Origin of the sequence: Neisseria sp. HMSC067G12, from assembly GCF_001812725.1 — a bacterium.
Taxonomy (GTDB): domain Bacteria; phylum Pseudomonadota; class Gammaproteobacteria; order Burkholderiales; family Neisseriaceae; genus Neisseria; species Neisseria perflava.
Map to the genome: position 1 here is coordinate 65343 of NZ_KV810212.1, position 25802 is coordinate 91144.

Annotated in this window: 31 protein-coding genes; 11 read left to right on the forward strand and 20 right to left on the reverse strand. The window is 44.6% G+C overall.

The window, feature by feature from the left end; all coding sequences use genetic code 11:
* Positions 1 to 60 precede the first annotated feature (60 nt).
* Genes rpsP through rplS form a run of 4 tightly spaced genes read left to right on the forward strand, consistent with a single transcriptional unit; the run spans position 61 to position 1963 of the window.
* Complete coding sequence (gene rpsP, locus HMPREF2871_RS07830) at positions 61 to 309, forward strand: 30S ribosomal protein S16 (protein ID WP_003684452.1); 249 nt, start codon at positions 61 to 63, stop codon at positions 307 to 309.
* Between the two features lie 15 nt (positions 310 to 324).
* Positions 325 to 834, forward strand: a complete 510-nt coding sequence (gene rimM / locus HMPREF2871_RS07835) for a ribosome maturation factor RimM (protein WP_004519640.1) — start codon at positions 325 to 327, stop codon at positions 832 to 834.
* Positions 834 to 1583 carry a tRNA (guanosine(37)-N1)-methyltransferase TrmD gene (trmD, locus tag HMPREF2871_RS07840; RefSeq protein ID WP_004519639.1) on the forward strand — a complete coding sequence of 250 codons (750 nt, stop codon included), beginning with the start codon at positions 834 to 836 and terminating at the stop codon, positions 1581 to 1583. Before rimM ends, trmD begins: the two co-directional genes overlap by 1 nt.
* Positions 1584 to 1597: 14 nt before the next feature.
* Complete coding sequence (gene rplS, locus HMPREF2871_RS07845; RefSeq protein WP_003679470.1) at positions 1598 to 1963, forward strand: 50S ribosomal protein L19; 366 nt, start codon at positions 1598 to 1600, stop codon at positions 1961 to 1963.
* A 211-nt stretch (positions 1964 to 2174) separates the two neighbouring features.
* On the opposite strand, the gene HMPREF2871_RS07850 is transcribed toward rplS, so the two are convergent.
* Positions 2175 to 3584: a PepSY-associated TM helix domain-containing protein gene (locus HMPREF2871_RS07850; RefSeq protein ID WP_049336743.1), complete on the reverse strand. Its 1410-nt coding sequence runs from the start codon at positions 3582 to 3584 to the stop codon at positions 2175 to 2177.
* Positions 3585 to 3927: 343 nt separating this feature from the next.
* Between HMPREF2871_RS07850 and greA the strand changes: the two genes are divergently transcribed.
* On the forward strand, positions 3928 to 4404 hold the full coding sequence (greA, locus tag HMPREF2871_RS07855; protein ID WP_039862094.1) for a transcription elongation factor GreA: 477 nt from the start codon (positions 3928 to 3930) through the stop codon (positions 4402 to 4404).
* 98 nt (positions 4405 to 4502) lie between these two features.
* Complete coding sequence (locus HMPREF2871_RS07860; protein WP_004519635.1) at positions 4503 to 4931, forward strand: DUF4149 domain-containing protein; 429 nt, start codon at positions 4503 to 4505, stop codon at positions 4929 to 4931.
* A gap of 135 nt (positions 4932 to 5066) precedes the next feature.
* On the opposite strand, the gene HMPREF2871_RS07865 is transcribed toward HMPREF2871_RS07860, so the two are convergent.
* Complete coding sequence (locus tag HMPREF2871_RS07865; protein WP_049344881.1) at positions 5067 to 5828, reverse strand: OmpA family protein; 762 nt, start codon at positions 5826 to 5828, stop codon at positions 5067 to 5069.
* Positions 5829 to 6270: 442 nt separating this feature from the next.
* On the opposite strand from HMPREF2871_RS07865, the gene HMPREF2871_RS07870 reads away from it, so the two are divergent.
* A complete protein-coding gene (locus HMPREF2871_RS07870) occupies positions 6271 to 7221 on the forward strand; it encodes a CysB family HTH-type transcriptional regulator (protein WP_049344882.1) in 951 nt (316 codons plus the stop codon).
* A gap of 86 nt (positions 7222 to 7307) precedes the next feature.
* Here the strand turns inward: HMPREF2871_RS07870 and fnr are convergent, their stop codons facing one another.
* Positions 7308 to 8042, reverse strand: a complete 735-nt coding sequence (gene fnr / locus HMPREF2871_RS07875; protein WP_039862092.1) for a fumarate/nitrate reduction transcriptional regulator Fnr — start codon at positions 8040 to 8042, stop codon at positions 7308 to 7310.
* 162 nt (positions 8043 to 8204) lie between these two features.
* Here fnr and hemN point away from each other — a divergent pair, with 162 nt between their 5' ends.
* Positions 8205 to 9626: an oxygen-independent coproporphyrinogen III oxidase gene (gene hemN, locus HMPREF2871_RS07880; RefSeq protein WP_004519630.1), complete on the forward strand. Its 1422-nt coding sequence runs from the start codon at positions 8205 to 8207 to the stop codon at positions 9624 to 9626.
* A gap of 154 nt (positions 9627 to 9780) precedes the next feature.
* On the opposite strand, the gene HMPREF2871_RS07885 is transcribed toward hemN, so the two are convergent.
* The 10 genes from HMPREF2871_RS07885 to HMPREF2871_RS07925 all read right to left on the reverse strand — a co-directional run bounded on the left by HMPREF2871_RS07885 (position 9781) and on the right by HMPREF2871_RS07925 (position 17134).
* Complete coding sequence (locus HMPREF2871_RS07885; RefSeq protein WP_049344883.1) at positions 9781 to 10737, reverse strand: IS110 family transposase; 957 nt, start codon at positions 10735 to 10737, stop codon at positions 9781 to 9783.
* A 402-nt stretch (positions 10738 to 11139) separates the two neighbouring features.
* Entirely contained in the window at positions 11140 to 12195 is a 1056-nt protein-coding gene (locus HMPREF2871_RS07890; RefSeq protein ID WP_049344884.1) for a zonular occludens toxin family protein, read from the reverse strand.
* Positions 12196 to 12486, reverse strand: coding sequence for a DUF2523 domain-containing protein (locus HMPREF2871_RS07895; RefSeq protein ID WP_049344885.1), 291 nt, complete (start codon positions 12484 to 12486; stop codon positions 12196 to 12198).
* Between the two features lie 3 nt (positions 12487 to 12489).
* Positions 12490 to 13998 carry an IgG-binding virulence factor TspB family protein gene (locus HMPREF2871_RS07900; protein ID WP_070629761.1) on the reverse strand — a complete coding sequence of 503 codons (1509 nt, stop codon included), beginning with the start codon at positions 13996 to 13998 and terminating at the stop codon, positions 12490 to 12492.
* Positions 13999 to 14313: 315 nt separating this feature from the next.
* Complete coding sequence (locus tag HMPREF2871_RS11900; protein ID WP_161799807.1) at positions 14314 to 14481, reverse strand: hypothetical protein; 168 nt, start codon at positions 14479 to 14481, stop codon at positions 14314 to 14316.
* Between the two features lie 160 nt (positions 14482 to 14641).
* Complete coding sequence (locus HMPREF2871_RS07905; protein ID WP_036472918.1) at positions 14642 to 14920, reverse strand: hypothetical protein; 279 nt, start codon at positions 14918 to 14920, stop codon at positions 14642 to 14644.
* A 67-nt stretch (positions 14921 to 14987) separates the two neighbouring features.
* Positions 14988 to 15206, reverse strand: a complete 219-nt coding sequence (locus HMPREF2871_RS07910; protein ID WP_049344887.1) for a major capsid protein — start codon at positions 15204 to 15206, stop codon at positions 14988 to 14990.
* Positions 15207 to 15291: 85 nt separating this feature from the next.
* A complete protein-coding gene (locus tag HMPREF2871_RS07915; RefSeq protein WP_049336678.1) occupies positions 15292 to 15495 on the reverse strand; it encodes a hypothetical protein in 204 nt (67 codons plus the stop codon).
* Between the two features lie 13 nt (positions 15496 to 15508).
* Complete coding sequence (locus HMPREF2871_RS07920; RefSeq protein WP_049344888.1) at positions 15509 to 15820, reverse strand: hypothetical protein; 312 nt, start codon at positions 15818 to 15820, stop codon at positions 15509 to 15511.
* A 12-nt stretch (positions 15821 to 15832) separates the two neighbouring features.
* The gene (locus HMPREF2871_RS07925) at positions 15833 to 17134 is read right to left on the reverse strand and encodes a replication initiation factor domain-containing protein (protein ID WP_161799808.1); all 1302 of its coding nucleotides are present in this window, start codon (positions 17132 to 17134) and stop codon (positions 15833 to 15835) included.
* A 451-nt stretch (positions 17135 to 17585) separates the two neighbouring features.
* On the opposite strand from HMPREF2871_RS07925, the gene HMPREF2871_RS07930 reads away from it, so the two are divergent.
* From HMPREF2871_RS07930 to HMPREF2871_RS07945, 3 genes are all read left to right on the forward strand, one after another.
* Complete coding sequence (locus HMPREF2871_RS07930) at positions 17586 to 17918, forward strand: hypothetical protein (protein ID WP_004519629.1); 333 nt, start codon at positions 17586 to 17588, stop codon at positions 17916 to 17918.
* Between the two features lie 612 nt (positions 17919 to 18530).
* Complete coding sequence (locus HMPREF2871_RS07940; protein ID WP_004519627.1) at positions 18531 to 18776, forward strand: DUF1289 domain-containing protein; 246 nt, start codon at positions 18531 to 18533, stop codon at positions 18774 to 18776.
* A 38-nt stretch (positions 18777 to 18814) separates the two neighbouring features.
* Positions 18815 to 19801, forward strand: coding sequence for a TraB/GumN family protein (locus HMPREF2871_RS07945; protein ID WP_004519626.1), 987 nt, complete (start codon positions 18815 to 18817; stop codon positions 19799 to 19801).
* Positions 19802 to 19899: 98 nt separating this feature from the next.
* On the opposite strand, the gene argF is transcribed toward HMPREF2871_RS07945, so the two are convergent.
* The 7 genes from argF to HMPREF2871_RS07980 all read right to left on the reverse strand — a co-directional run bounded on the left by argF (position 19900) and on the right by HMPREF2871_RS07980 (position 25691).
* Positions 19900 to 20895, reverse strand: a complete 996-nt coding sequence (gene argF, locus HMPREF2871_RS07950) for an ornithine carbamoyltransferase (RefSeq protein WP_004519625.1) — start codon at positions 20893 to 20895, stop codon at positions 19900 to 19902.
* Between the two features lie 146 nt (positions 20896 to 21041).
* Positions 21042 to 21797: a methylated-DNA--[protein]-cysteine S-methyltransferase gene (locus HMPREF2871_RS07955; protein WP_004519623.1), complete on the reverse strand. Its 756-nt coding sequence runs from the start codon at positions 21795 to 21797 to the stop codon at positions 21042 to 21044.
* A 98-nt stretch (positions 21798 to 21895) separates the two neighbouring features.
* Positions 21896 to 23029: a succinyl-diaminopimelate desuccinylase gene (dapE, locus tag HMPREF2871_RS07960; protein ID WP_004519622.1), complete on the reverse strand. Its 1134-nt coding sequence runs from the start codon at positions 23027 to 23029 to the stop codon at positions 21896 to 21898.
* Between the two features lie 112 nt (positions 23030 to 23141).
* Positions 23142 to 23762, reverse strand: coding sequence for a glucose-6-phosphate 1-dehydrogenase family protein (locus HMPREF2871_RS07965; RefSeq protein ID WP_004519621.1), 621 nt, complete (start codon positions 23760 to 23762; stop codon positions 23142 to 23144).
* A 34-nt stretch (positions 23763 to 23796) separates the two neighbouring features.
* Positions 23797 to 24306 (reverse strand): hemerythrin domain-containing protein, encoded by a 510-nt coding sequence (locus HMPREF2871_RS07970; RefSeq protein ID WP_004519620.1) that lies wholly within the window; start codon positions 24304 to 24306, stop codon positions 23797 to 23799.
* A 92-nt stretch (positions 24307 to 24398) separates the two neighbouring features.
* Positions 24399 to 24977: an azurin gene (gene azu, locus HMPREF2871_RS07975; RefSeq protein WP_003748712.1), complete on the reverse strand. Its 579-nt coding sequence runs from the start codon at positions 24975 to 24977 to the stop codon at positions 24399 to 24401.
* A 291-nt stretch (positions 24978 to 25268) separates the two neighbouring features.
* On the reverse strand, positions 25269 to 25691 hold the full coding sequence (locus HMPREF2871_RS07980; protein WP_070629763.1) for a DciA family protein: 423 nt from the start codon (positions 25689 to 25691) through the stop codon (positions 25269 to 25271).
* Between the last annotated feature and the right edge of the window lie 111 nt (positions 25692 to 25802).

The following is a 25802-nucleotide window of genomic DNA, read 5'->3' on the forward strand; positions in this document are numbered from 1 at the left end:
GTGTAAAATATCCTAAAATTAGCGGTTTCTATATATCCGCATTTTTCAAAAGGACTCAAAATGGTAGTTATCCGTTTGGCTCGCGGCGGCTCAAAACACCGCCCTTTCTTCAACGTAGTCGTAACTGACTCTCGCAACCGTCGTGACGGCCGCTTCATCGAGCGCGTAGGTTTCTACAACCCCGTTGCCAACGAAAAACAAGAACGTGTACGTTTCGACGCAGACCGCATCAACCACTGGGTTGCTCAAGGTGCGAAAGTTAGCGACGCAGTTGCCAAACTGATTAAAGAGCAAAAAATCGCTGCTTAATCAGCTGAAACGACCATGACAGACACTCAAACACGGGTAGCCATGGGCTACATCAAAGGTGTGTTCGGCATTAAAGGCTGGCTTAAAATTGCCGCCAATACCGAATATACCGACAGTCTGCTGGACTACCCAGAGTGGCAGTTGTGCAAGGATGGCAAAACCCTGAATGTTGTGCTTGAGGCAGGTAAAATTGTCAATGGCGAACTTCAGGTCAAATTTGAAGGTATAGACGATCGCGATCAAGCATTTGCCTTGCGCGGCTATACCATCGAAATTCCCAGAGAGTCATTCGCCCCTACTGAAGAAGACGAATACTACTGGGCAGATTTAGTCGGCATGACCGTCATCAATAAAGAAAACATTGTCCTCGGCAAAGTCAGTAACCTGATGGAAACCGGCGCGAATGATGTTTTGATGATTAAAGGCAAACACGGACAAATCCTGATTCCCTTCGTCTCCAACTATATCGAATCTGTCGATACCGACAGCAAAACTATTATCGCCGACTGGGGTTTGGATTACTGATGCTGATTCAAGCCATCACCATTTTTCCAGAGATGTTCGACAGCATTGTCGAATATGGTGTTACAGGCAGGGCAAGAAAACAAAACCTTTGGCAATTTCAAGCCGTTAATCCCCGAAAATTTGCCGACAACAAACTTGGCTATATCGATGATCGCCCCTTCGGAGGTGGTCCGGGAATGATTATGATGGCGCCGCCGCTTCAAGCAGCAATTGAAGAAGCCAAAGCAAACTCGCAAAAACCTGCCAAAGTAATTTATCTCAGTCCGCAAGGTCAGTCGCTGACACATAAAAAGGCCGCAGATCTTGCCGAACTGCCCCATCTTATTCTTCTATGCGGACGCTATGAAGGCATAGATGAAAGACTATTGCAAAGCAGTGTGGACGAAGAAATCAGCATTGGCGACTTTGTCGTCTCAGGTGGCGAATTACCCGCCATGATGTTGATGGATGCTGTCTTAAGATTGGTTCCGGGCGTATTGGGCGATATACAGTCAGCCGAACAAGACTCGTTTTCAGACGGCCTTTTAGACTGTCCTCATTACACCAAACCCGTAGAATTCCAAGGCATGACAGTTCCTGATGTCTTACGCTCAGGGAATCATGGCTTGATTGCCGAGTGGCGATTGAAACAATCACTGCGACGCACTTTAGAGCGCCGACCCGATTTATTGGAAAAGCGCAGTTTAATCCCAAAGGAATCCCGCCTCTTAAAAGAAATCTTGCAAGAGCAACAGGAAATCCAATCATAACTTAGGAAAAACAAATGAACTTGATTCAACAATTAGAGCAAGAAGAAATCGCTCGCTTGAACAAAGAAATCCCTGAATTCGCTCCAGGCGACACCGTTGTCGTATCTGTACGCGTAGTTGAGGGTTCTCGCAGCCGTCTGCAAGCATACGAAGGTGTTGTTATCGCTCGCCGCAACCGTGGCCTGAACAGCAACTTCATCGTTCGCAAAATCTCTAGCGGCGAAGGTGTAGAACGTACTTTCCAACTGTACTCTCCTACCGTAGAAAAAATCGAAGTTAAACGCCGTGGTGACGTACGTCGCGCCAAACTGTACTACTTGCGCGGCCTGACCGGTAAAGCAGCTCGCATTAAAGAAAAATTGCCTGCTCGCAAAGGTTAAAGCCTTCATCAAAAACCCACTTCAATGAAGTGGGTTTTTTGTTTTTATACAAGAACGCCTTGTCTTTCTTACACAATCCTGTAAGCCAATCACAATTCCCATCTCACGCATAAACTTAAACAGAATTATAACTCCCCCTGCTTCTTTTAACCTTTATAACAAAGGCCGTCTGAAACAAAAGATGCAGACGGCCTTTAATCACATCAGACGGTTATTTAAACCATCTTGCCAATGCTGGGATACGCGACAACAACAGTGTATCCAAAATCCAAATAACAGCGATTGCAGCAATGGCCGTTGGAAAAATCACAGCCAAAATCAGAAGTGGCACAGCCATTGCCCACCATACCGGAAATTTAATTTTCTGTGCAGGAGGAACTAAACCTCGCGCTTCCGAAGGGCGGCGTTTCCACCACATTACACAACCGCTGACACAGATAAAGATAATCGCCAGGCAGAACAAGACATTTGCCAATACGCTCCACCAGCCCAGCGTACCCATATGCAAAGCAATGCTTGCCGCCATGAATTTACCAAACCAGTTGTAATCATCGAAATGAATATCAGCCAGGATTTTGCCACTGTATTGATCAATGTGTACCGTACGATCCGCAGTCGGACTAATCATATCGTAGCTCATTGAGTCTTGCGACAGCGTCCATACACCGGTCTCACCCTTAGGCAAATTAAGCTGATAGCGACCTTTAAAGCCAATTTCGCGCGCAAAGCGGTCAACCGTCTCCAACGTCATCGGCTCACTCGGATTAATGCCGTTTTCGCCCATTGTCGTACCGGAAACCGGCATAGGCGTCAGCTCCAAAATCCACGGCACTTCTTTGGATTTACCGTCGTTCAGCACATCACCATGGGTTGATACGGAAGATACAGGATTAGGCTCCACGCCCCATTTACCCGTAGGAAATTGACTCCACGCTTGAACCACTTTACCACCCCAAATACCTGCCCAAGCAACGCCCGACAGACAGAACAGCAATAAAATCAAAGAAACCCAAGAGCCAAATGCACCGTGCAGGTTGCGCCACCAAGAACGACCTTTGCCTGCTTTAGGTAAAAAAACAGCCTTCAGACTACGCTGTTTTACCCACCACAAATAAATACCGGTCACAATCATGATGATGGTTAGCGACGCAGCGGTTTCCAACAGGTAGTCCCCTGTCGCCCCAATCATAATATCGCCGTGGATTTCATCCATCGTGTGATACCAGCCTTGACCGCGCGGCATCGTGTTCACGACTTTTGCCGTATAGGGATCAACGGCAACCATAGTGGCTTTATCGTCATTGTTCACGCGGAATACGGCAACCATATCATCTGTGCGCGGCGCAATATACTGCACCACAGAGGAAGTTTCCGGATTCACAAACTGTCTGGCAGCTTCAGCCTGAGCCGACAAAGGCTGAACCACTGCCTGAGGCGTAACATGTATGCGCTCGCCTTCTTTACCGGTAATATTGGCAAATAGCAGCATTCCCAACCCTGTAACAGCCAGCAGGGTTAAAAACGGCGCAACCAAAAGTCCGGCATAAAAATGCCATCGCCAAACAGTCAAATAACGGCGGTTAGCCTGTTGTTCATTTTGGGAAGTTGGTTTTGTTTCCATATATTCTCTTTATATAGTCAAAGCAGACTAATTATTACGAATTAGTATCAGGCATTTTAATCAAAAACATTCATTTAAGAAACCGTTTTTCCGATGCAGCTTTGAAATACTTCAATATTTAGTTTTCAGGCCGTCTGAAAAACAAAATAGACAGAAAACAACACTTTACTGAAAATCCGTTTTAATTATTGCGGTTTCGGCAGAATTTGGTAGAATACAGGCATTACTTATTTATTCATCAAGCCGCCAAGCTTTGGCGGCTTGTATTTTTATTTCCAATCCGGCTACCGCGCGTGGCCGGATAAAATTTTAAAAGCATCATCATGCTTTCATGGAGAACTCAATGCAAAAAATCCCTTTGACCGTCCGTGGTGCAGAATTGTTGAAACAAGAACTTCAACACCTCAAAAGCGTAGCACGCCCAGAAGTCATTGAAGCCATCGCCGAAGCACGTTCACACGGCGACTTGTCTGAAAACGCAGAATACGAAGCCGCCAAAGAGCGTCAAGGCTTTATCGAAGGCCGCATTGCCGAGTTGGAACACAAACTCTCTATGGCGCACATCATCAACCCTGCCGAAATCCATGCAGAAGGCAAAATTGTGTTCGGCACAACTGTGACACTGGAAGATTTGGAAACCGAAGAACAAGTTACCTACCAAATCGTCGGTGAAGATGAAGCAGACATCAAAGAACACAAAATCTACGTTGGCTCCCCCATTGCCCGAGCCCTGATCGGCAAAGAAGAAGGCGACGTTGCAGAAGTTCAAGCACCCGGCGGCGTGCGTGAATATGACATCATTGCCGTGCAATATATTTAAATAAACAAAAGGCCGTCTGAAAACATTTTCAGACGGCCTTTTGCTGTACCTAAAAACACCATAATCAAAGAAAATAAAATCTTCACAGGAGAAGCATAATGAATCTACTATACAAAATTATCCAAACCGCTGCCGCCATGTGGCTTGGTATGCAGCTGACAGCAGGCTATGTTACTGCCCCTATCCTATTCCGCATCCTGCCCAAAATGCTGGCAGGAGAAATTGCCGGCATTTTATTTGCTATTACAGCACTTTGTGGCTTAGTTATTTTTGGCGCAGCCTATGCCTTTTTCAGACGGCAGCTGGCCTTACTTTCTTGGTGGATATTGGTACTTTGGCTACTCTTAGCCTGTAATCATCTTTTGGTTACGCCGGTTATCGAGGCACACAAGTACGGACTAGATAACTGGTTACTGTCCCTAGTAGGTGGAACATTCGGCGTTTGGCACGGCTTATCCAGTATCATCTTTTTGATTTGTACAATACTCGCCGCTGTTTGCGTATGGAAATGGCCCAAGTCAAACTAATCTGTCTTAATAAAAGGCCGTCTGAAAATAAGTCTTTCAGACGGCCTTTTATTTTGAATCATGAATTCCCCGACTCTTCAAATATAAACCATAAAAAAATGCCCTGCAATATGCAGGGCATTTTTCAAAAACCGATTAAGGTTTAGCGTAACCGTGAACGCCATTGTAAGGAGCTGGGATCCAACCTTCATCAGTAGCAGGCAATTCGCCTTGACCTTCGATAGTTTGACCTGGAGCAACTTGACGAGTAACAACGCTGCGGATTTTAACATCAACGCGACGGTCAGGTTCGATACAAGCGATAAGAGCAGCACGTTTCTTAGCTTTAGAAACTTTTTTGCCCAGTTTAGCAACTTCAGCTTCACAAGTAGCAGTCATGCGAGCTTGAGATTCGCCCAGACCTACTGCAGAGATTTTGCTAGAAGCAACGCCATGGCCTACCAAGTAGTTAGCAACTACGTTAGCACGACGCTCAGACAGAGCTTGGTTGTATTCTTCAGAACCCATGAAGTCAGTGTGACCTTCAACACGTACAGTTTGTACGTCTTTGTTGCTCAGGCGTTGAGCCAAAGAGTCCAGGTTTTCTTGAGCTTCAGGACGCAGGTTGTCTTTGTCGAAGCCGAACAGAGTTTTAGTAGACAGAGAAACAGTTTCATCAACATACTCAGGAGCTTGTTGTACAGGAGCAACTGCTTCGCGGTCACCACATTCAACACGGCCTTGGGTAGCTTTGTCGAAGTAGCTGTTTTTCCAGCATTCGCCGTAGTTATTACGAACGATTTCTTGAGATTGGCTGCTTACGGTGTAACCGTGTTTGGTATGCGCTTCGCTGGCCATTGCGGTGCCAGAGGCAACCAAGGCAACGAACAATGCGCTTAATTTCAGCTGTTTGGTCATTTTATTCCCTCATCAAATTGTTATGCGGCGGACTAGGAAAGCAACCGCTGCAAAGTACCAATATACAGGCCGCAGTATCAAAACAGCGGCAAATCGGATATATCAGGTTGCACTATAAAGAAGCGCAAGGCAAACTGTCAATACTCGATGCCTTCAAACAATTATGAAGTGCCTGCTTCCTAGTAGTTAATCATGCCGAAAAATCAATCTTGTGTCATTAATTTAGGGCAAAATCAGACAATTCACCTACCTAAAGTTGTACAAAAACAACAAAACCCCTTTCCCTCTTCTTTCCTGAATTTCCTGTTTTCATATCATTAAAAGATATTTTCATTAAAAACAACCATTTTCAAAACTCGGGGCAAAACTGGGCAAAATATGTTAAATTACATGCCGTTTGTCGCACAAAATCCACAATAACAACGTATCCGATACTGCCACCATGAAACTGCAACAATTACGTTACGCCCTTGAAGTTTACCGGCACAATCTGAATGTCTCCGAGGCTGCCGATGCGCTTTTTACATCCCAGCCCGGCATTTCCAAACAAATCCGCCTGCTTGAAGAAGAATTGGGTATCCAAATTTTTATCCGCAGCGGCAAACGTGTGGTTTCCGTTTCGCAACCGGGCAAAGCCGTATTAGAGATTTCGGAACGGATTTTGCGTGATGTACAAAACATTAAAAATATCGGCAGCGAGTTTACCGATCACGACAGCGGCTCGCTAACCATCGCGACAACGCATACCCAGGCGCGCTATGCTTTGCCCAAAATCGTTGCGGAATTTGTCAAAAACTACCCTAAAGTCAATTTGACCATCAAACAAGGCAGCCCTTCTGCCATTGCCCAAATGGTCAGCAGCGGAGAAGCAGATTTGGCAATTATTACCGAACGCATTGACGATCACCCCGAGTTGGGCAAACTACCCTGCTACGAATGGAACCATGCCGTGATTGTTCCGCACGATCACCCTCTTTTGGACTGCCGCAATCCTTTAAGCCTTGAAGATTTAGCTTCTTTTCCGCTAGTTACTTACGAATTTGCTTTTAATTCCGGCAGCAGCATTGCGCGTACATTTAATAAAGCGCATATTGAGCAACCTGATGTTGCCTTATCGGCTGCCGATACAGATGTATTGAAGACGTATGTCCGCTTAGGCTTGGGCGTTGGTTTAATGGCGAAAATGGCGTACGATCCTGCGGTCGATCAAGATTTACAGCTGATTGATGCGGCACACTTATTTGAACCATCACCCACTTGGATAGCCTTACGCACCGATACCTACCTGCGCGGTTACGCGTATGACTTTATCCAGATGTTTGCACCGAAACTGACCAGAGAAGTAGTCGACCGCATTCTGTACACGCCGGTTGTTGAAGATTTTTCAATTTAATATCTGACTATAACTTGCGTAACTTAACAATTATTCTTTAATTCTTGTTAAAAAGGCCGTCTGAAATATTTCAGACGGCCTAAGATTCAGATAGCGTGCGAACAACCAGAAACCATTTTCTTCAAGGTTGTCGCATCTAAGATTTTGATGTGCTTGTGTTCAACAGAAATCAAGCCTTCATGATGGAATTTAGACAAGGTGCGGCTGACTGTTTCCAGTTTCAGCCCCAAATAGCTGCCGATTTCCTCACGCGACATCCGCAAGATAAAATCATTGGCGGCAAAACCTCGTGAATAGAGACGCTGAGACAGATTGAGTAAGAATGCTGCCAATCGCTCTTCAGCGCGCATATTGCCCAAAAGCAGCATAACGCCCTGATCTCGGACAATTTCGCGGCTCATCAAGCGGAAAAAGTGAGAACGGAGGCTGGGAATATCCTGACCAAGTTCTTCAATATGTGTAAACGGAAGCTCGCATACCTCGCTGTCTTCCAAAGCCACAGCATCACAGCTGTGAATATGGGAACAAATCCCATCCATACCGATCAGCTCGCCCGACATAAAAAAGCCGGTTACCTGATCTCGTCCATCTTGGCTGGCAACTGTTGTCTTAAAGAAGCCCGCACGGATGGCAAATAAAGAGGTAAACGGCTCGCCGGCACGGAACAGGTATTCACCTTTTTTCAGACGGCGGCTTTGACGGATAACCGCGTCTAATTGTGAAAATTCGTTAGGCATCAGTCCGACAGGCAAACACAGCTCGCGTAAAGAACATGTGGAACACAAGGTTTTCATTTGATGTGTTGCATTGTGTGTGGCCATAACGCACCTTTAATTTGCTTAGTTCTCTCAATCCCTGATGAAGCCGAATAACTATTGACCCATGTCAAAGTTGGCATATCATTATGAGGCATTCTACCAAACTATCGAAATTTTGACTAAAATTTTCCCTAATTTCCTTACTTCATACTACAAGCCCCGACCATGAAAATCATCCCTATCTCAAATAACACTAACACAAACAATGAATTACCGGAATTCGACCGCGAATTGATTGCCAGTTTGCCATCAAGCGGTCCACGTTATACATCCTATCCGACCGCCGACCGCTTCCATGAAGGCTTTAAAGAAGCCGAATATATCCAAGCTTTAAACCTGCGTAACATGGGCGCGCTCAACAAACCCCTTTCACTCTACATCCACATCCCCTTCTGCAATACCATCTGCTACTACTGCGGCTGCAACAAAATCATTACCAAAGACAAAAGCCGTGCCGATGCCTATATCCAGTATCTGGAAAAAGAAATGGAGTTGCTGGCACCGCATTTAGGCGGACGACACCAGCTTGCGCAACTCCACTTCGGCGGCGGCACGCCGACATTCCTAAGCGACGACCAACTCGAACGCGTCTTCGAAATGATCCGCAAATACTTCCAGCTCATCCCCAACGGCGAATACTCCATCGAAATCGACCCGCGCAAAGTCAGCCGCAAAACCGTCCTCAAACTGGGCAAACTCGGTTTCAACCGCATGAGTGTCGGCATTCAAGACTTCGATCCTAAAGTGCAGGCAGCCGTCAACCGTATCCAAAGTTACGAAGAAACCAAAGAAGTCATCGATGCCGCCCGCGAAGCAGGGTTCAAATCCGTCAGTGTCGATTTGATTTACGGCCTGCCGCACCAAAACACCGAAAGCATCAAAACCACCATCGACACGGTCTTGTCGCTTGACCCTGACCGCCTCGCCCTCTACCACTACGCCCACCTGCCGCATATCTTCAAACCGCAACGCCGTATCGACACCAATGTCGTTCCCGGCAGCGAAGAAAAACTCGATATGCTGCAATATTGCGTCCAAACCCTGACTGAGCGCGGCTACGTTTTCATTGGCATGGACCACTTTGCCAAACCTGACGACGAACTCTCCATCGCCCTCAAAGAAGGCTTCCTGCAACGCAACTTCCAAGGCTACTCAACCTATGCCGACTGCGATTTGGTAGCGATCGGCGTGTCCTCTATCGGCAAAATCGGCAGCACCTACTCCCAAAACGAGCGCGACATCGATGCCTATTACGCCGCTCTTGATGCCGGACATCTGCCGATTATGCGCGGCTACCAGCTTGATCAAGACGATATCCTGCGCCGCAACATTATTCAGGATTTAATGTGCCGCTTCTCGCTTGATTATCAAATTTACGAAAGCGTGTTCGGCATTCCGTTTAGCCGCTATTTTGCAGCCGAACTGGAAGATATGAAGCAACTTGAAACCCTCGGCCTGGTCCGTCTCAAACCGCACAGCCTGACCGTGACACCGAAGGGCCGTTTCCTGATCCGCAACATCGCCATGGTGTTCGACTACCATTTGCGCCATAAAGAAACCAAAGCCAAATACTCGCAAACCGTATAAACAGGAATGGAAAAGATGATATATTGGCCTGTCAATTATTAAAATAAGTTAATTTATTATGTTTCTGTTTTTAATAGGTATTTAGTTATTGCATTTCCAACAGAAACGACAAAGAACGGCTGTTTTTACAGCCGTTTTGTTTTGTATAAATTCGTTAAACAGTCTGATGTCGCGCTTTATCAAACGGCTTTTTAGTCTTGTGTATATAAAAGGCGATTTTTGCCAATTTCCGCATTAGTGCAACGATGATTATCATCTTAGGCTTTTTTGCCGCTTCCAAATTTCTGACAAGTTGAGGAAATGCATTCATACGGTAGGCAACAATGGCAGGCATGAACAAGGCGCGTTTTAATTGCCGGTGTCCGTATCTGCTCAATCTGCCTTTTTTATTGACACTTGTCCCTGATTGTTCAATTTTTGGACTTAGGCCGGCAAAGGCTACAAATTTATTTGCTGTTTCAAAATTTTTATCTGTCAAGTGTCTTAGTAGGATTACTGCAGTTTCTTTTCCTATTGCCGGGATGGTTTGCAGGTTTTGATATTCGATATTTAGACTTTCTTTCTGCTTTATCATGCCTTCTATCCGCTTTGATGTCTGATCTATTTTTTCTTCAAGCAGTTCTATGATTGCTTCATGGGTTGATTTTATGTAGATGTCTTTTGCAGTATGTAACCTGTTTTGTGTTTCTTTTTTCTGTTCTTTTAGTTGTTGCAGCAGATTTATCAGTTTGTAGAGTATTGGATTTTCAGACGGCCTAAACGGTGTCAGTTTGTCTAAATGTCGGTTTGCAAATTCAGCAATAAGTTTTGAATCTGCTTTATCTGTTTTTGTATGGCTAAACTGACTTTTTGCGTATTCTTTGATTTTTAAGGGATTGATAACAAAGATCGTATATAGCGCGCTCAAATATTCTGCCGCCTGTTCATAGTAAATGCCTGTTGCTTCCATACTTATGGCAATTTTTCTAATTCGTTTTGTTTTTATCCAATTAATCAGATTCTCAAATCCTTCTGTATTGTTGGCTATTTTTATATAGTCTTTGCTTCCTTTAGTTGTAATCAATGTTGCGTCTATCGTGTCTTTAGATACGTCAAACCCTATGACATTCATTTCATTTTCCTTATTTATTCAGCCTGATACGGCTATGATGATATTCAATCTTTAAGGTAATTGGACGGTTCGACATATCTTTTCCTCAGTTTTTAACTCTGGTCGTTATACTGTCTAAACCGCCCAGGCTTTTGTTTTGCGCTTAAACAAAAACCTGTAAACCGTCTTAATTAAAACGATTTACAGGTTTCAATTTAATTTACCCAATTTCAAAAAGGCGGGAGTTCCCGCACCCCGTTGATATTTATTTAACCGTTGATTCCGCTTAGGCTACATCAACAATTAAATAAATATCTCTTAACTGCCGACCTTTGCACCGTTTTGGAATCCTGTTGTTTCGCCTGCTTCAACATAGCCGTCATACATCAGATTTTGAGGGCTTTTACCGCCCATCGTAAGCACTTATCCATTTTCAGGCGCGTAGGCTGTCTGCGGTGCTGTTTGTGGCTGTTGTACGGTTTGATGCTCGTCCTTGTACGGGTTAAACGGCAAGCCATTTTTGACGTAGTCTTTGCACATGACTTTTGTGATTTCTTTCAGCGGTGTGCCCTGGCTTGAGTAACAGGTACATCCGCTTTTGCCGCCATCGACACAGCCAACAGGGTATTCAAATGTTTTGACTTGGCGGACGCCGTTGTAGATGGGTTTGCTTTCGGGTTTTTCGACGAGTGTAGGTACAAAATCTTCAGGTTTGAGATTTTGCCCTATATCGGCAGTCGCAGGACTAGTTTTTGGTTCTACGCCATCTACATCGGATGCGGCTATTGTTGACGTTGTTTGCTGTTCATCCGCGCTAAATCGTTTGCTCATGTTGTTTATCGTGTAAAGGGTAAAGCCTATCAACAGCGGTATAAACAAGACGACGAATATCAGGCTTTTGGGTATGCGGCGTTTAGGCTTAGTGTGTACTTCGGCGGATTTATACATGCCGAAGGACTTTTTAGGGACGACAAACGTCCGCTCAATGGCTTTGGCAATATTTACGCTGCTATCGGGCTGGTCAACGCATTCGTTCCATTCGTAAAGCTTACGTCCCACTGGCTTGATTGAAACGTGCATATGCCTTTGAACGAGCTTTCTTACGAAACTATCAAGATAAGTTGGATGTTGAGTAATCAGCACAATATCTAAACCATGATGTCGATGTAATGCCAAAGCTTCTATAAATGGAGGTACTTTTGAAGCGGCTGAACGTGTGCCCATCAGCCTTTGCGCTTCATCTATGATGACGAGCGAGCCATAAGGGAGAAAAACTTGAAATGGCTTTTCTTTAATTTGTTCATCTGTAAGTTCTTCATGTTCTATCTTCAATTCAGGAATGCCGTTGACGAACAACGGACGTTTTTTCTTTACGCCGTCTTTATCAGTAAAATGTGTGTAGCTTTCGTCTGTCATCAGCATATTGACGACAGAGCTAGTTTTTCCGCTACCTGGTACGCCAGTTTGTAAAATAATCATTTAGCTTTTCCCCCCTGGAATAAATGACAGTTTGCTAATACTTTGCATAGCAACGTTAAATGCAAATGCACCGAATATCAGACCTAATGCATGGCCGAAACCTGCCATCATGACAATTTGAAGAATGTCTGATGGCATTGAGTTGAACTGATTTTTTACGTAGTCTTTTATAAAACCTAATCCAACTGTAAAGCCTGTATAAGTTACAAAACTAATGCCAAGGGCAATAAATACTTTTGCAACAATATAGGTTAATAGCCTTTGTAATATGGCGAAAAACGCAGCTTTCATGCTTTAGTCCTTTCTACTTGAAAACATGATATATGCTGCTGCTACCGCAGCGATACCAATCACAAGAAATCGGATCATTTCGGCAAAATTACAAATCATGTCATATTTAAATTCCATGGTTATGCCCAAATAGGTTGCAGTTCTTGGAGCAGGGCAAACACCATTATCGGGTAGGAAGAAATCAGTGCTAAATGTTGTATCGTTATTTGTATGAGGAATTTTGAAAGGTTCTTCTTGTTCCTCTACATCGCCTTTTTCTGAACAAGCTAATATGTCAGGGAAAATATTACAGAGTAACCCTTTGGATTCTTCTTTCTTGTCATCTTTTTTGTCTTCTTTTCTTTTGTCTTTATCTTTATCAGATGGATCATCATCCGGATCAGGTTTATCATCTGGACGTTTATCAGGCTTATCATCGGAATCGGGTTTATCATCCGGCTTTTTATCAGGCTTTCCGTCAGGATTAGGCGTAGGATCTGGATCAGGCTTGGTATTGGGTGCTTCAGATCCGCCCGGTGTCAGATCGGGACGTTGAGTAGTTGCGACTTCTGCCGTTGTATTGCCGTTGGAGTCTTTGCCGAAAGTTATGGTAATTTGCACTGGCTTGCCGTTTTCTGGAGTGATAGGGCCAATGGTTACGACTGTTCCGGCAGGGACTTTTATATTTTCTTTGTATTCAGGTTTACCAGCGCCTTCAACAAAGGGGGTAGGGTTGCCATCAATTATAGAAGTGGCAATCTTTAAAAATTCATCCTCTTCTAAAGTTTTCGTTAAAGCTCCATTTTGAAAATAATAACCATATCTAGAGGGTTTACTAGTTTCGCAGGCTACTCCATCAAGCCAAAAACAATTTTTAAAATAAATCTCAGGTTCATTTGGTTTTATTACAGTATCAAAATATTTTTTAAATTCAGATTCAACTTGCATTACTAATAGTTGTTGAGCTTGCTTCTCGCTCACTCCGCCTTTGCTTAAAGCTCGCATAACTGAAGAATCAACCCCCACACAAGAATCTTTTTCAGTTGTACATAACGCATCTTTATATACTTTTAAAAATTCGCCACTTACATCGTTAAACTCATAGCCAGCAGATTCTAAGGACGGATTAACAGCTTGATATGCTTCGTAGGCAAAATAAGCAGCTGTACCCCAACCGCTTAATCGAGAACCTAATGCTGCACCTCTTTTTACAAGGCCAAATGCACCAGATAGGACGGCTTTTCGGGAAACTTGAGCTTCAATAGTTACGGGGACAGTTGAGGCAGAGCGGAGACCGGTGGAGGCTTCACGGACGTGAAGTGATTTATCAAATCTTGAAACATATTCATGATGAAACTTAGGTCCATTATTATCAAGATACATCCAAGGGCGTATCCCATTCTGATTAAATCCGCCAGCCGGTACACGCATACGACCATTTTTTTCAACGTGTATGTCGACATCAGCGAACGAAAAATTAAACCCTAAAAGTATAACGACCGTAATAAAAAGCCGTTGTAATATCTTCATCATAATGTTCAGACCACTCAAACCCATCTTTTTTGAAATTCACTTTCAGAATTGAACAATCTTCAAAAAATACAATTACTTCATCTAAGTAACTTCTGTTCAAATAATATTGCATTGCGTTTTTTGCAATCTCAATAAAATTATGGAACGGATACAAATTTTTCAAATTGAATAATTCAGTCATAAACACATGACACAATTTTTCATTTGAATAATTAGGATTCGTATCTTTTTTAAATCTCAATTCTTCTTCTGAAATATAAAACATAATCTAACTTTCGTAATGGTTGCTGAAAGTTAGATTATATCGCTTCTTCATTAAAACGAACCATAACCACTAGCTATCATGTCTTCAACCGTACTATCTTCTGGCATAAGACCGGCATCAATCAGAAAAATTAAATAATCCTGATGTTGGTCATAACCATCTGACCAAACCCTATCCATATAATCTTCGTGCGTTTCATGATCAGAGTCAGGCTCCATAAAATCACCGAAGCCATAATCTGCTCCACCATAACTAGCCCCTTGTTCATACTAAAAATCATCGTCCATATCACTACCTATCACTACCTATTTAAAAATCATCCAGCCCACCACGACCGGAACAAACACACCAAGATAAAAATAAAAATCCATCATGGTACTACCTCAATTTCTGCCATATCAACCTAATACCCCAAACCGCTGCCATGATGGCAACAACTGACCAGCCTATATAGGATCCGTCTTTCATGCTGTCTATCGGGTTACATTCTGGCAATTCAGCTTTTAAAATCTGCTCCCCATATTTCCAGCCAAACTTAGTAAAATTAAGCTGATATAGCTTTCCGTCATCACCAATTTTGGGAGGCACTAAACTGAAATAGACGTTTTCGGCATCCTGACGGGTTGCGTAACAATTATTTCCGACTTGGTAGCCCATTATTTAAATTCTCATGTCAATTAGTATTCAGACGACCTTTAAGGGGTCGTCTGAAATATGCTTCAAATTAGCGCAATACGCGGCGGATCAGCTGGATAGCGAAGATTGAAGCGATAATACCCAGTACGATTGCCGCAACAGATAATGCGTCAGTCTTTGCAGTTTCCAAGTCGGTTTTAACGCTTTCAGGAACTTCAGCCCATGCTTGAGTAGCAAAAGCCAATGGAACAGCGGCAGCAACAGCCAATTTTGCGCCGTATTTACGGCAAGTATTCATCAATTTCATGATGTTTTCCTTTACGAAATGTTTAAAAAAATGTGTTTGCGGGCTATGTGAAGGTTTTAGAGACCGCCCGCCGAGCCTCTTAAAATTAATCTTCTTTTGTATAAAAACTGAAAATTAAAAATTCGCCGCCGATTTCTTCAATCGCCGAACTGAAAGCATCTTCATAACTTTCATATTGACCGGCAGATTTAATGTTAGGCGTGAAACCAATATCGCCGAATGGATCGGGATAGATGAATTCATGATTTTCAAGTTCTTGAACAATAAATTTTTGCTGATACTTACTCATGATCCAGCCTTCCTTAGGCTTTGGGCGCTGCGCCTTTAACTTGGAAATCAAGCAATTTAGGAACGAGGCCTTTACCTGTTGATTCCATTGCTACGGTTACATCAACCGCGCATGGGAACTTGAGATTTTTCAGCTTTTCGAAATTATGGCTATCGCCAAATTTCATGCTTGCTGCGGTAAAGCCTACGGCATTGCCGTTTGACGGCATTGGGCTGGCTACCAAAACTGTGCAAGAATCGATTTTGTTACCGTCGATTTCGCCTTTAAATTGTTTTGCACCCAACAAGGTTGCTGAATACGTGGTTACTTGGCTTTGCTCAAACATTTTGAATTTCCTTTACTTGTTTAAAAAATTTGAAATAATTTTCTCTTCGAGTTCGATGTCTTTAATGTGTTGTTTTTCCCTATCTTGTGGGAATGCGGTTTCTTTCTCATCAAGCAAATCATCAAGTAATGTTTGCATGTTCAAATCATCAATTGCTTTTTGCTCTTCGTGTATATACTGAATCTTTTGTGTCTGATCTCTACAGTCGTATTGTTCAGGTTGTAAACCTTTGGGATAACCTTCAATGCCTTTTACAAGTTCATCGACAATTTTTGTATCATCCCAGCCTATATCGCGGAGTAAATTAACCATCTTTCCTACCTGATTACGCGCATGGAACAGTTTATGATCGAAAGATAAATTTACTGTTTCTGTCTTGGCATCCATCCGCTTGGCTTCTGTTTTGAATATCGCCGAACATATCGGGTAAGCACCACCAAGATACGAACCGGGATAAAGCAAAACATCTAAGGGGATTTCTATATCGCCTGCCCGAAATTCAGTTTCAAACCTGACCCATGGACTGTTGACATCGCCGAATTGTTTTCCTTTCTCATAAACTCGAGTGAATTTAGAATTGCCGCGTTTACCTACATAAAATGTTTTGCCGCTACCATCATCAGTGCGCCATGCAGTACCGCGGCATTCGCTTTTTGGCCTCATGTTATGAACGTCAAAATGACCGTTATCATGATCAAGTAATGCTTGATCGGGTGTGTATTCGCCGTTAAAAAAATCATGGGCCACATCAACACGGGTAATTTTTGGACGTATGCACTTACTTAAAAACTCATACAGTCGGTTTTCCCAACCGGGTATAGCAGCCTGGCAACCTGTACCATTCAATTCAACCAGCATTGTTTCTCGCTGACCGCCGTAATGAACCTTGCCATATTCGACGTTATCCGGGCCGAGTTGGTAACAGCTTTTATAGAAAAACTTTCCTTTGAACGGTAGTTTTTGGGTAATACCAAAACCTAAAATTTCTTCTAACAGCTCGCTATACTTCACAATAAATTCTGTATCTGATACCAATCCTTTACCTGTTACTTTAGGCAAACTGTCTTCATGAATTGTGAAAGTGATTTGGTCAATAAATGCACCGTCATCCCTTCCTCTTCTTAACGGTATTTCAATGAATTTGCCTTTTCCATCCGATACGAAATGGCTGAAATATTCAAACTCAAAATCTTGGTTATCCGATTTTTCCGCACCCTTCGGATTAGGGGTTTTATTTTGCTCCCCCCCTATTAGCCTAGGGGGGCAGCCTTCGGCGGTTGGCGCAGCCTTGCCGTCCGCTGGCGCGGCCGCCATGTCTGTGCCTACCGCCACGGCTTTATCTTCCCAAGCTTTCACGTCTAAATTCCTCATTCATCAATTCCCTTACTAGAAGTCTTCCGCATTCGTTTGCGGCATTTTCAGCCTTGTGTTTTAAAGCTGGATAAGAAATAGGAAAGCAAAGGGTTTTGACACATTGAGATTCATCATTTATATCCTTGAAAACTTTGAGGATATAAGACTTTGGAAAAGATACTGGTTCGGGATTTACGGTATAGAAAATAAGCATAATTAAAGCCCCTTCACTGGCTTAGTTAAGGGGCTTTACAAGAATTAAGAATATGCGCCCCTGATGGAACGCAATATATAAGGTCGTCTAAAAATTTTCAGACGACCTTTGTTTTTATTTTCAATACTTTCGGGTAACATAAAACCATATTTTCCGCTTTATCAGAATTCAAAGTTAATTTGTATAGGCGCGTATCCTATGGTTACCGAACAGCAAAACGATATCCTCAGCATCAATCAAGTACAGCTTCTCCTTGCAGAAAAACGCACGGCACTTGCTATCATGCGTACGGGCATTGCCGTTTTCGCACTCCCTTTGTCTATTTTCAGTGCGCTGATTGCGACATCGAAATGGTACGAGGCCGTTGATGTTTGGCCTTTGCTCGTACTGGTCAGTCTGATGAACATCAGCTTGATTATTTTCTCGGTCTATCTAATTACCCGCTCGCTCCGTAGAATGCACCAATATGACCAGCTGATTGCCGATATCAAATACAACAATCAGTCTTTGCGCAAACTGATTAAGTCATAAAATGCAGATAGTTGGGGCTACACATAGGTCGTCTGAAAATCAAAATATAGCGGAACTCCAAATATGTATTAAAACATGATTCTGCCAAACATACCGTAATTATTCTTGGTGACGTTACTGTACACTTTGCTCCCCCATTTGAATCGATACGATACCATTGAAGTAATTGGGATTAAAATGAACAACAAATATAAAGAATGGATAAAAATCATACTGCTCCCTCATTTAATAACGGCTATTTTTTTAGGGCCAGCAATAATTGTTTTTTGGTCAGGTGGATTTATCGGTCTCTATTCTGTTATAAACGTGTTCAGTGAATTAGGATCGCTTAAATATTATATTTATATTGGAATTCCTTTAATTTTTATAATGTTCTTACTTGGGTTTTATTGGAGAAATCTGAAAATAGGGAAGATACTGACTTCTTCTGCGATATATTTATGGTTTCTCTTAGGTTTTTTATGCCTAGGGTGGCAGATATAAACTTATTGAAATGATCAACTCAATTGGATATTAGGAACCCTGCTGGATACACCGATCGTGTGTAGACAAATACGAATGCAGTCTGCAATTTTGGTTTGTCCAGTCTCTTGTCTCAAACGCTTTTAAAATATGGAACAACCTGATTTTTTCCCCATCCCCAGTCCCTGCATCGGCGTTTGTGAAGCCAATGCCAAAGGCTATTGCAAAGGCTGCCTGCGCAGCCGGGAAGAGCGCTTGTACTGGCTCCAGATGACCGACAGCCAAAAGCATCAAGTCATGCACCTTCTATCCCTCAGGAAAGCCAAAATCCGCAACCGCAAAATGGAAAAAACCGAAACGGGCGAACATCCGGTTCAAAACCTGCTCGATTTCTAAATTGCCCTTGCCTACCGCACACCACAATAAGGAAAAACATGAAAAAACTGCTTGCCTGCCTGCTTGTGCCATTGACTGCCCTCGCCCTGGGCGCCTGCAAACCCGCCGCGATCTCACCCGACAACAAACCTGCCGAACTTAACTGGCAGCAGCCTAAACTGACCAGCAATGTTTGGAAAATCAGCAAAGAAGGCCAACCCGATTCCTACCTGCTCGGCACCATCCACATGGGACGAACCAATCAAACTTTGTCTTCCGATGCGGTCAAACTGTTGCAATCCACCAACCAACTGACCACAGAAATTGACCCACTGCCGGACAGCAGTCCGGAAACGAAAAAAATGTATCAAAAATACTTCAAAGAAGTCATGAGTACCGAACCGCTTAGCCGCAAGCTTGGCAAAACAGATTTCCGTCTTTTACAAGAAATCTATTCAAAAAATGAAGAAAGCCGACCCATCACCAGAATTGCCGACAAACTCCACCCGTGGGCAGCATTGGTTTTTGCCGGCAGCGCATTTCCCCAAGGATATAGCGCAGAAACCGGTGCAGATATGTTGCTGACCAACGCAGCAGTCAATATCAACAAACCGCGTAGTTCATTAGAAAGCTTGGACGAAGTTTCCGCAATCTTCAAAGCACAGCCTGAAGAAACCATGCTCAACTTTCTGAAAGCCAGCATTAAAACCAATAAAGAAGAAACCGAAGATATCAAAAAACTCCATCAAGCCTATTCAGAAGGCCGCTTTGAAGAACTCATCCCACTTTTGGAAGAAACCGAACAGTGCACCCTCAAACGTGTTGATGCTAAACACGCCAAAGCCATGTCCGATTGGCTGAAAAACGACCTCCTGATCCGCCGTAACTTGGCATGGCTACCTGAAATCCGCAAGCAATCGGCCAAACAAAGCACCCTCTTTGCTGTCGGCATTGCCCATTTACCCAGCGGAAAAGGCTTAATCGAACTATTGCGTCAAGAAGGCTATCAAGTGACGCCCGAACCCAAAGTCCTGATTTGGCAATAAACCCAATCAAACAACAAGGCCGTCTGAAAGTCTTTCTTTCAGACGGCCTTTATTTAATCTCTATTAAATGAAGCGGTAAGCAGCGTTGAGCGCAAAACTCAATCGCCCAATGCCGCTACCATCACCGCTTTAATCGTGTGCATCCGGTTTTCTGCCTGATCAAACACAATACTGGCTTCGCTTTCAAAGACTTCTTCCGTTACTTCCACACCATTCAGGCCGAATGTCTCATAAATCCATTCACCGACTTTGGTTTCACGATTATGGAAAGCAGGCAGGCAATGCATAAACTTGACTTGCGGATTTTCAGCCGCGGCCATTAATTCGGGCGTAACTCGGTAATCTTTCAGCAAATCGATACGTTCCTGCCACGCCTCTTTAGGCTCACCCATGCTGACCCACACATCGGTATGGATAAAATCCACGCCTTTCACGGCTTCTTTCACATTCTCCGTCAACAGAATCCGTCCACCGGTCTCTTTGGCAACAGCCTGCACTGTCTCGATAATGTTTTCAGACGGCCACAAACTTTTCGGTGCACCGATACGCACGTCCATGCCCAGTTTCGCAGCCAACACCAGCAACGAATTGGCCATGTTGTAACGCGCATCACCGACGTAGGCAAACGCAATTTGGTTCAAAGGCTTGTTGCTATGCTCGCGCATCGTCAGCGCATCAGCAAGCATTTGAGTCGGGTGAAACTCGTTGGTCAAACCATTGAACACAGGCACGCCTGCATACTTGGCCAGCTCTTCCACCACATCCTGTCCAAAACCGCGATATTCGATACCGTCAAACATCCGCCCCAAAACCCGCGCCGTATCCTTAATACTTTCCTTATGCCCAATTTGGCTGGCAGAAGGCTCCAGATAAGTTACCCCTGCCCCTTGATCGCGCGCGGCCACTTCAAACGCGCAACGGGTGCGGGTCGATGTTTTCTCGAAAATCAGGGCAATGTTTTTCCCCTTCATCCGCTGCACCTCGCGCCCTGCTTTTTTAGCGGCTTTCAATTCGGCGGCAAGATCGAGATAGGCAGTAATTTCTTCCGGCGTGAAATCCAAAAGTTTTAAAAAATGGCGGTTTTTCAGGCTCATGTCTTATTTCTCTTTTTTCTAGCGTGGGCGTTGCCCAACATTTTTCTCCATGCAGATTTCGTCGGGCTTCCACCGACCTTCTGCTGCTCAATTTTTTTAACGTGCGAAGCCTGCCCGAAGCATGGCCCCTTATCCTCTATCAAAACTCAAAACAAGGCCGTCTGAACCTCGCCTCTCTCCAAGGCAAGCAACGATTGTTTGCGGTTCAAACCGCCTGCGTAGCCGGTCAGCTTACCGTCGCTACCGATAACGCGGTGGCAGGGAATCAAGATAGACACCTTGTTCTGCCCGTTTGCAGCGGCAACGGCGCGAATGGCTTTAGGATTGCCCAACTGTTGCGCCTGCTCCTTGTAGCTGCGCGTTTCGCCGTAAGGAATAGTCAGCAGCGCATTCCACACCTGCTGCTGAAAGGCTGTACCTATCGTTTCCAAAGGCGTCGCAAAAACTTTTAGACGGCCTTGGAAGTATAAATCCAATTCTTGACGCAAAAGTTGCGTTTGCTCATTTTCTTGGAAAATAAACTGTCCGTTCAAAGCTTTTTGGACAGCCATGATTTCCTGTTCCATATGTTTCTGCCCGACAAATTCCAGCAGACACAAACCCTTGCTGCCGAACACCGCCAACATCTCGCCCAACGGCGTGGCAACCGCGGCCGCAGTCAGTTCGTTCGGACTATCAGGATAACGCGTTTCCAACAGTCGGATAGCTCGGCGGATACGGACATATTCTTCAGGCGCACAACCGATACAGTCAATAAAATCCTGCTCAAACTGCTTGGCTTCGTGTTCGGTAAGACGCTCGTGCAGTAAGGCTTCGAGAGTAGCGGGAAAGTCAGTTTCCAACTGCTCTCGGATTTCATTCCACTTTGATGGAAGCTCGTTTAAAGAAGGCAGAGTAATCATATTTTGCCTTGTTCAATTATCGATAACTTAAGAGAAAACCGAAAGAGCAAAAGAATCGTATCGCCCTATCGTTTTTCAAAGCCTACGGTACGGCCTTTTCACTTCAACAGGCGTTTCAACATACCTTCATACACCGCCGACAACTTCGGAATATCTTCCAAACGTACGTTTTCGTTGATTTGGTGGATGGTCGCGTTAGACGGGCCTAATTCGATGAGCTCTTTCGCAATGGCTTTGATGAAGCGTCCGTCCGAAGTGCCGCCGGTGGTGGACAATTCAGCCTCAACGCCACAAATCTCGGCAATGGCTTCGCGTGCCACATCGGTCAGTTTTCCTGCCTGTGTCAGGAAAGGTTGGCCTGAGCAAGACCACTGCAAATCGTATTGCACGCCGTGTTTATCCAAAATGGTATGAACGCGTTGTTTCAGCCCTTCTTCAGTAGACTCGGTAGAGAAACGGAAATTGAATTTGACGTTTAGCTCGCCCGGAATCACATTGGTCGCGCCTGTGCCGCCGTTAATATTGGAAATTTGGAAACTGGTCGGCGGGAAGTATTCGTTGCCCTCGTCCCAGACTTCCTGCGTCAGCTCCAGCAAGGCCGGGGCAAAAGTATGCACGGGATTGATTGCCAAATGCGGATAGGCAATATGGCCTTGCTTGCCTTTGATGGTCAGATTGCCCGACAACGAGCCGCGTCGGCCGTTTTTCAACATATCGCCCAATTTATCCACGGCAGTCGGTTCGCCGACGATACAGTAATCAATCAATTCGCCACGCGCTTTCAATACATCGACAACTTTGGTTGTGCCATCCAGCGCATCGCCCTCTTCGTCTGAAGTAATCAGGAGCGCGATACTGCCTTGATGATCGGGATATTCGGCAACGAAACGCTCACAGGCGGTAACGAAGCAGGCAATGCTGGTTTTCATGTCCGCCGCGCCGCGGCCATACAGACGGTCTTCACGCTCGGTCGGTTCAAACGGAGGCGAATCCCATTTTTCAACAGGACCTGTCGGCACAACGTCGGTATGTCCGGCAAAGCAGAACACCGGAGCCTGAGTACCGCGGCGCAACCAAATGTTTTTGGTGTCGCCGAAATGAAGCTCTTCTACGGCAAAACCGATTTTTTGCAGGCGTTCGGCCAGCAGTTGTTGGCAGTTTTGGTCATCCGGCGTAACGGACGGGCGGGAAATCAGCTCTTTGGCAAGCTCTAGGGATTGGGTTTCGGTCATATTTGCTCACTTTGAGAAACAGGCCGTCTGAAACGTTCTGAATATGATTTTCAGACGGCCTTGAGTTTATTTGAAGATACTGAATGGGCAGTTTCCCTTTCTGCATCCTGATTTATTTTCCATGACAAGCTTCATACAGCGGCAGTAAGTCTTCCACTGTTTCCACTATCCATTTCGCGACATCCTGCTTGCCCAAATCATCGCGTTCGATGTGTTTGCCGATACAGAAGAAATCTTTATCGTCTCGAAGCTTTCTATCGCCGTCGCTTTGTTGGGCAACGGTACGATAATCGTCATATTCGCTTTCCGCACCGTGCCACATATCGAAGGAAGCGTATTTTTCAGTATCAAAATTATCCAGCCAGCGGTTGTAATCAGGCAGCGCAATGGGAGAAACATCGGCTTTATAGCAATGCCAGTCCAAGCTGACGCTCAAACGGCGGCGATTCAGCAAAATCGATAAAATCGCTGCGGAATTTTTATATTGTTCGTATTTGAAATAGGCAAAAAAATGGGCGCGGACCTGCCAGCCGTTACACCAGCGTTCGATATGCGGCGGCGCAAACGGTGCACCCAATTCGGCGGCAACCTGCTGGATTAGCTGCTGCCATACCTGCCAGTTTTCTTTATAGTCTGCCTTGATTTGCGGAATGCTTTCAGGCTGGTATTTTTTAAGCTGGGAAAACTGGAAAAAAGGGATATTGAACAAATCGCAACTTTTTGGGGTCAGCATAGTGTATTCCTTGAGACGATTGTTTCAGACGACCTTATTTGCGGCGGCGTGCAGCCATAATTTCGCCGATTTCGGTCAGTTTTTCTTTGGGGATAAAGGTTTTGCCCATATCAAATAGCGGCTCTTCAATCGCCAGATGAACATCATATCCTGCGACAAAGCGTTTGAACGTTTCCGCATCGGGGATATAGGCGTTGTCTGCTTCGAGTTTGGCGAATTCGGCAGATACCGCCGCCCAGTTGTTGTGCAGGCTGATATGTTGGCGCAAAAGCTCGTCAACGCTTTCTTGAGCTTGCGGCGCATATTGCAATAGAAGCGGGAAGAAATTTTCTTCTTCGTCTTCATGGTGCAACGGCGCGGCAACATTAAAATATTGGGCAATTTGGCGGATGGTTTGCAAAACGATTTGATTGCAGCCGTTTTCGGCAATATAGTTCGACAACATGGCAACCTGGCTGCAGAAACGGCGCACTTTGCCATGACAGGCGTACAGCATTTCAATGGGTTCGGCAAAAGTAACGCTTTTGGTTTCAAACGGATTCATGGTTTTGAAGTTTTATTCTTAAATTAATGTTTCCAGATTATAACAAAACAGCCTGCGCAAGGCAGGCTGTCTGTTTTCGAGCTTGAGGCGGATTAGTCAACCAAAGTAACTTTACCGTTCATCAAAGCGCCGTGACCTGGGAAGGTACAAGCGAATTTGTATTCGCCGCCGGCCAATTTAGCAGGATCCAGAGTCAGGGAAGCTTCTTCGCCGCCGCCAACCAGTTTGGTGTGGGCAACAACGCGTGCGTCGTCAGGTTTAACGTAGTCAGTTGCAGCAGCACCGGCACCGTCTTTGAAAATACCGTCCATGTCTTCGGCTTTACCGATGACGATGTTGTGACCCATGCTTTCTTTAGGTTGGGTACCAGTGTGTTTCAAAGTGATGGTGAATTCTTTACAAGCTTTGCTCACTTGGATTTCTTTAGTGTTAAACTGCATAGCGTCGTTGGCTTCAACAGTAGTTGCGCAGTTGCCGGCAGCAGGAGCGGCGGCAGCATCGGCTGGAGCAGCTTCAGAGGCAGGAGCGGCATCGGCAGGTGCAGTAGTTTCTGCAGGAGCAGCTTCAGAAGCAGCGGAAGCAGCAGGTGCTTCAGCAGGTTTTGCAGCTTCTTGAGAGCATGCAGCTAAGCCGATAACGGCAGCGGAAATCAGAGCCAGATAAGCTTTCATTGATGTATCTCCTAATGATGAGAGTCTTGTTAAGTTCTATTAATAGAACCCGCGCGAATATATTAACAAAGACAAATGTCAAACTTAAACTTATTCACGCAGAGTGATAAGAAATTCAGGCGTTATTTTGCTACAAACTTCACACGAAATCAAAATTTCAGGCCAAGTTTACATCAGTTTACCTAAAAGAAAACAGTTACTGTTTAGGTCGTATTTCTTTAGTATTAGATGCTATCAGTCAAATGAAATAAATTTTAACATTTATTAACCATAATCTCATTCGGCATGATTTTAGCGGCTGTGCTTGCGCACCAATTCTGCCAATGCCGCCGCCAATTCGGGATGTTTGCCTTCCAATTTGGCTGCCGCCTCATCGAAGCTGTCTAAAGCTGCCTCGCTCAATCTCAAACTATTGGTTTTCGGCTGAGCCGGAGGCTTGGGAACTACCCTGACTACCACTTCCCTGACGCCTGTATGCAATGTTTGCAACTTGGGCAACATGGCAGGCAGGATCATTTTCAAACGCGAAGCAGCCATATTATTGGCGACAAGCAAGACCAATCTTCCGTCTTCTACGCAGGCCGTCTGAAAATGCGGATGCAGGTTGGCCGGCAAAACCGTTTTGATTTTTGCATCCAATTTCCGCCATTGTTGCGATTGTTGCAACAAGCCCGCCAATAAATGATTGCGCTTGCCTAATTGTGCTAAATCCATATATTTCAGACGGCCTCTCAGTAAATTAACCAAACAATTACAATTGAAATACAGCAAAACCGCCTTTATTTCAAACAGCATTACCGCGTTATACAAGCGCTTGTGTTAAAA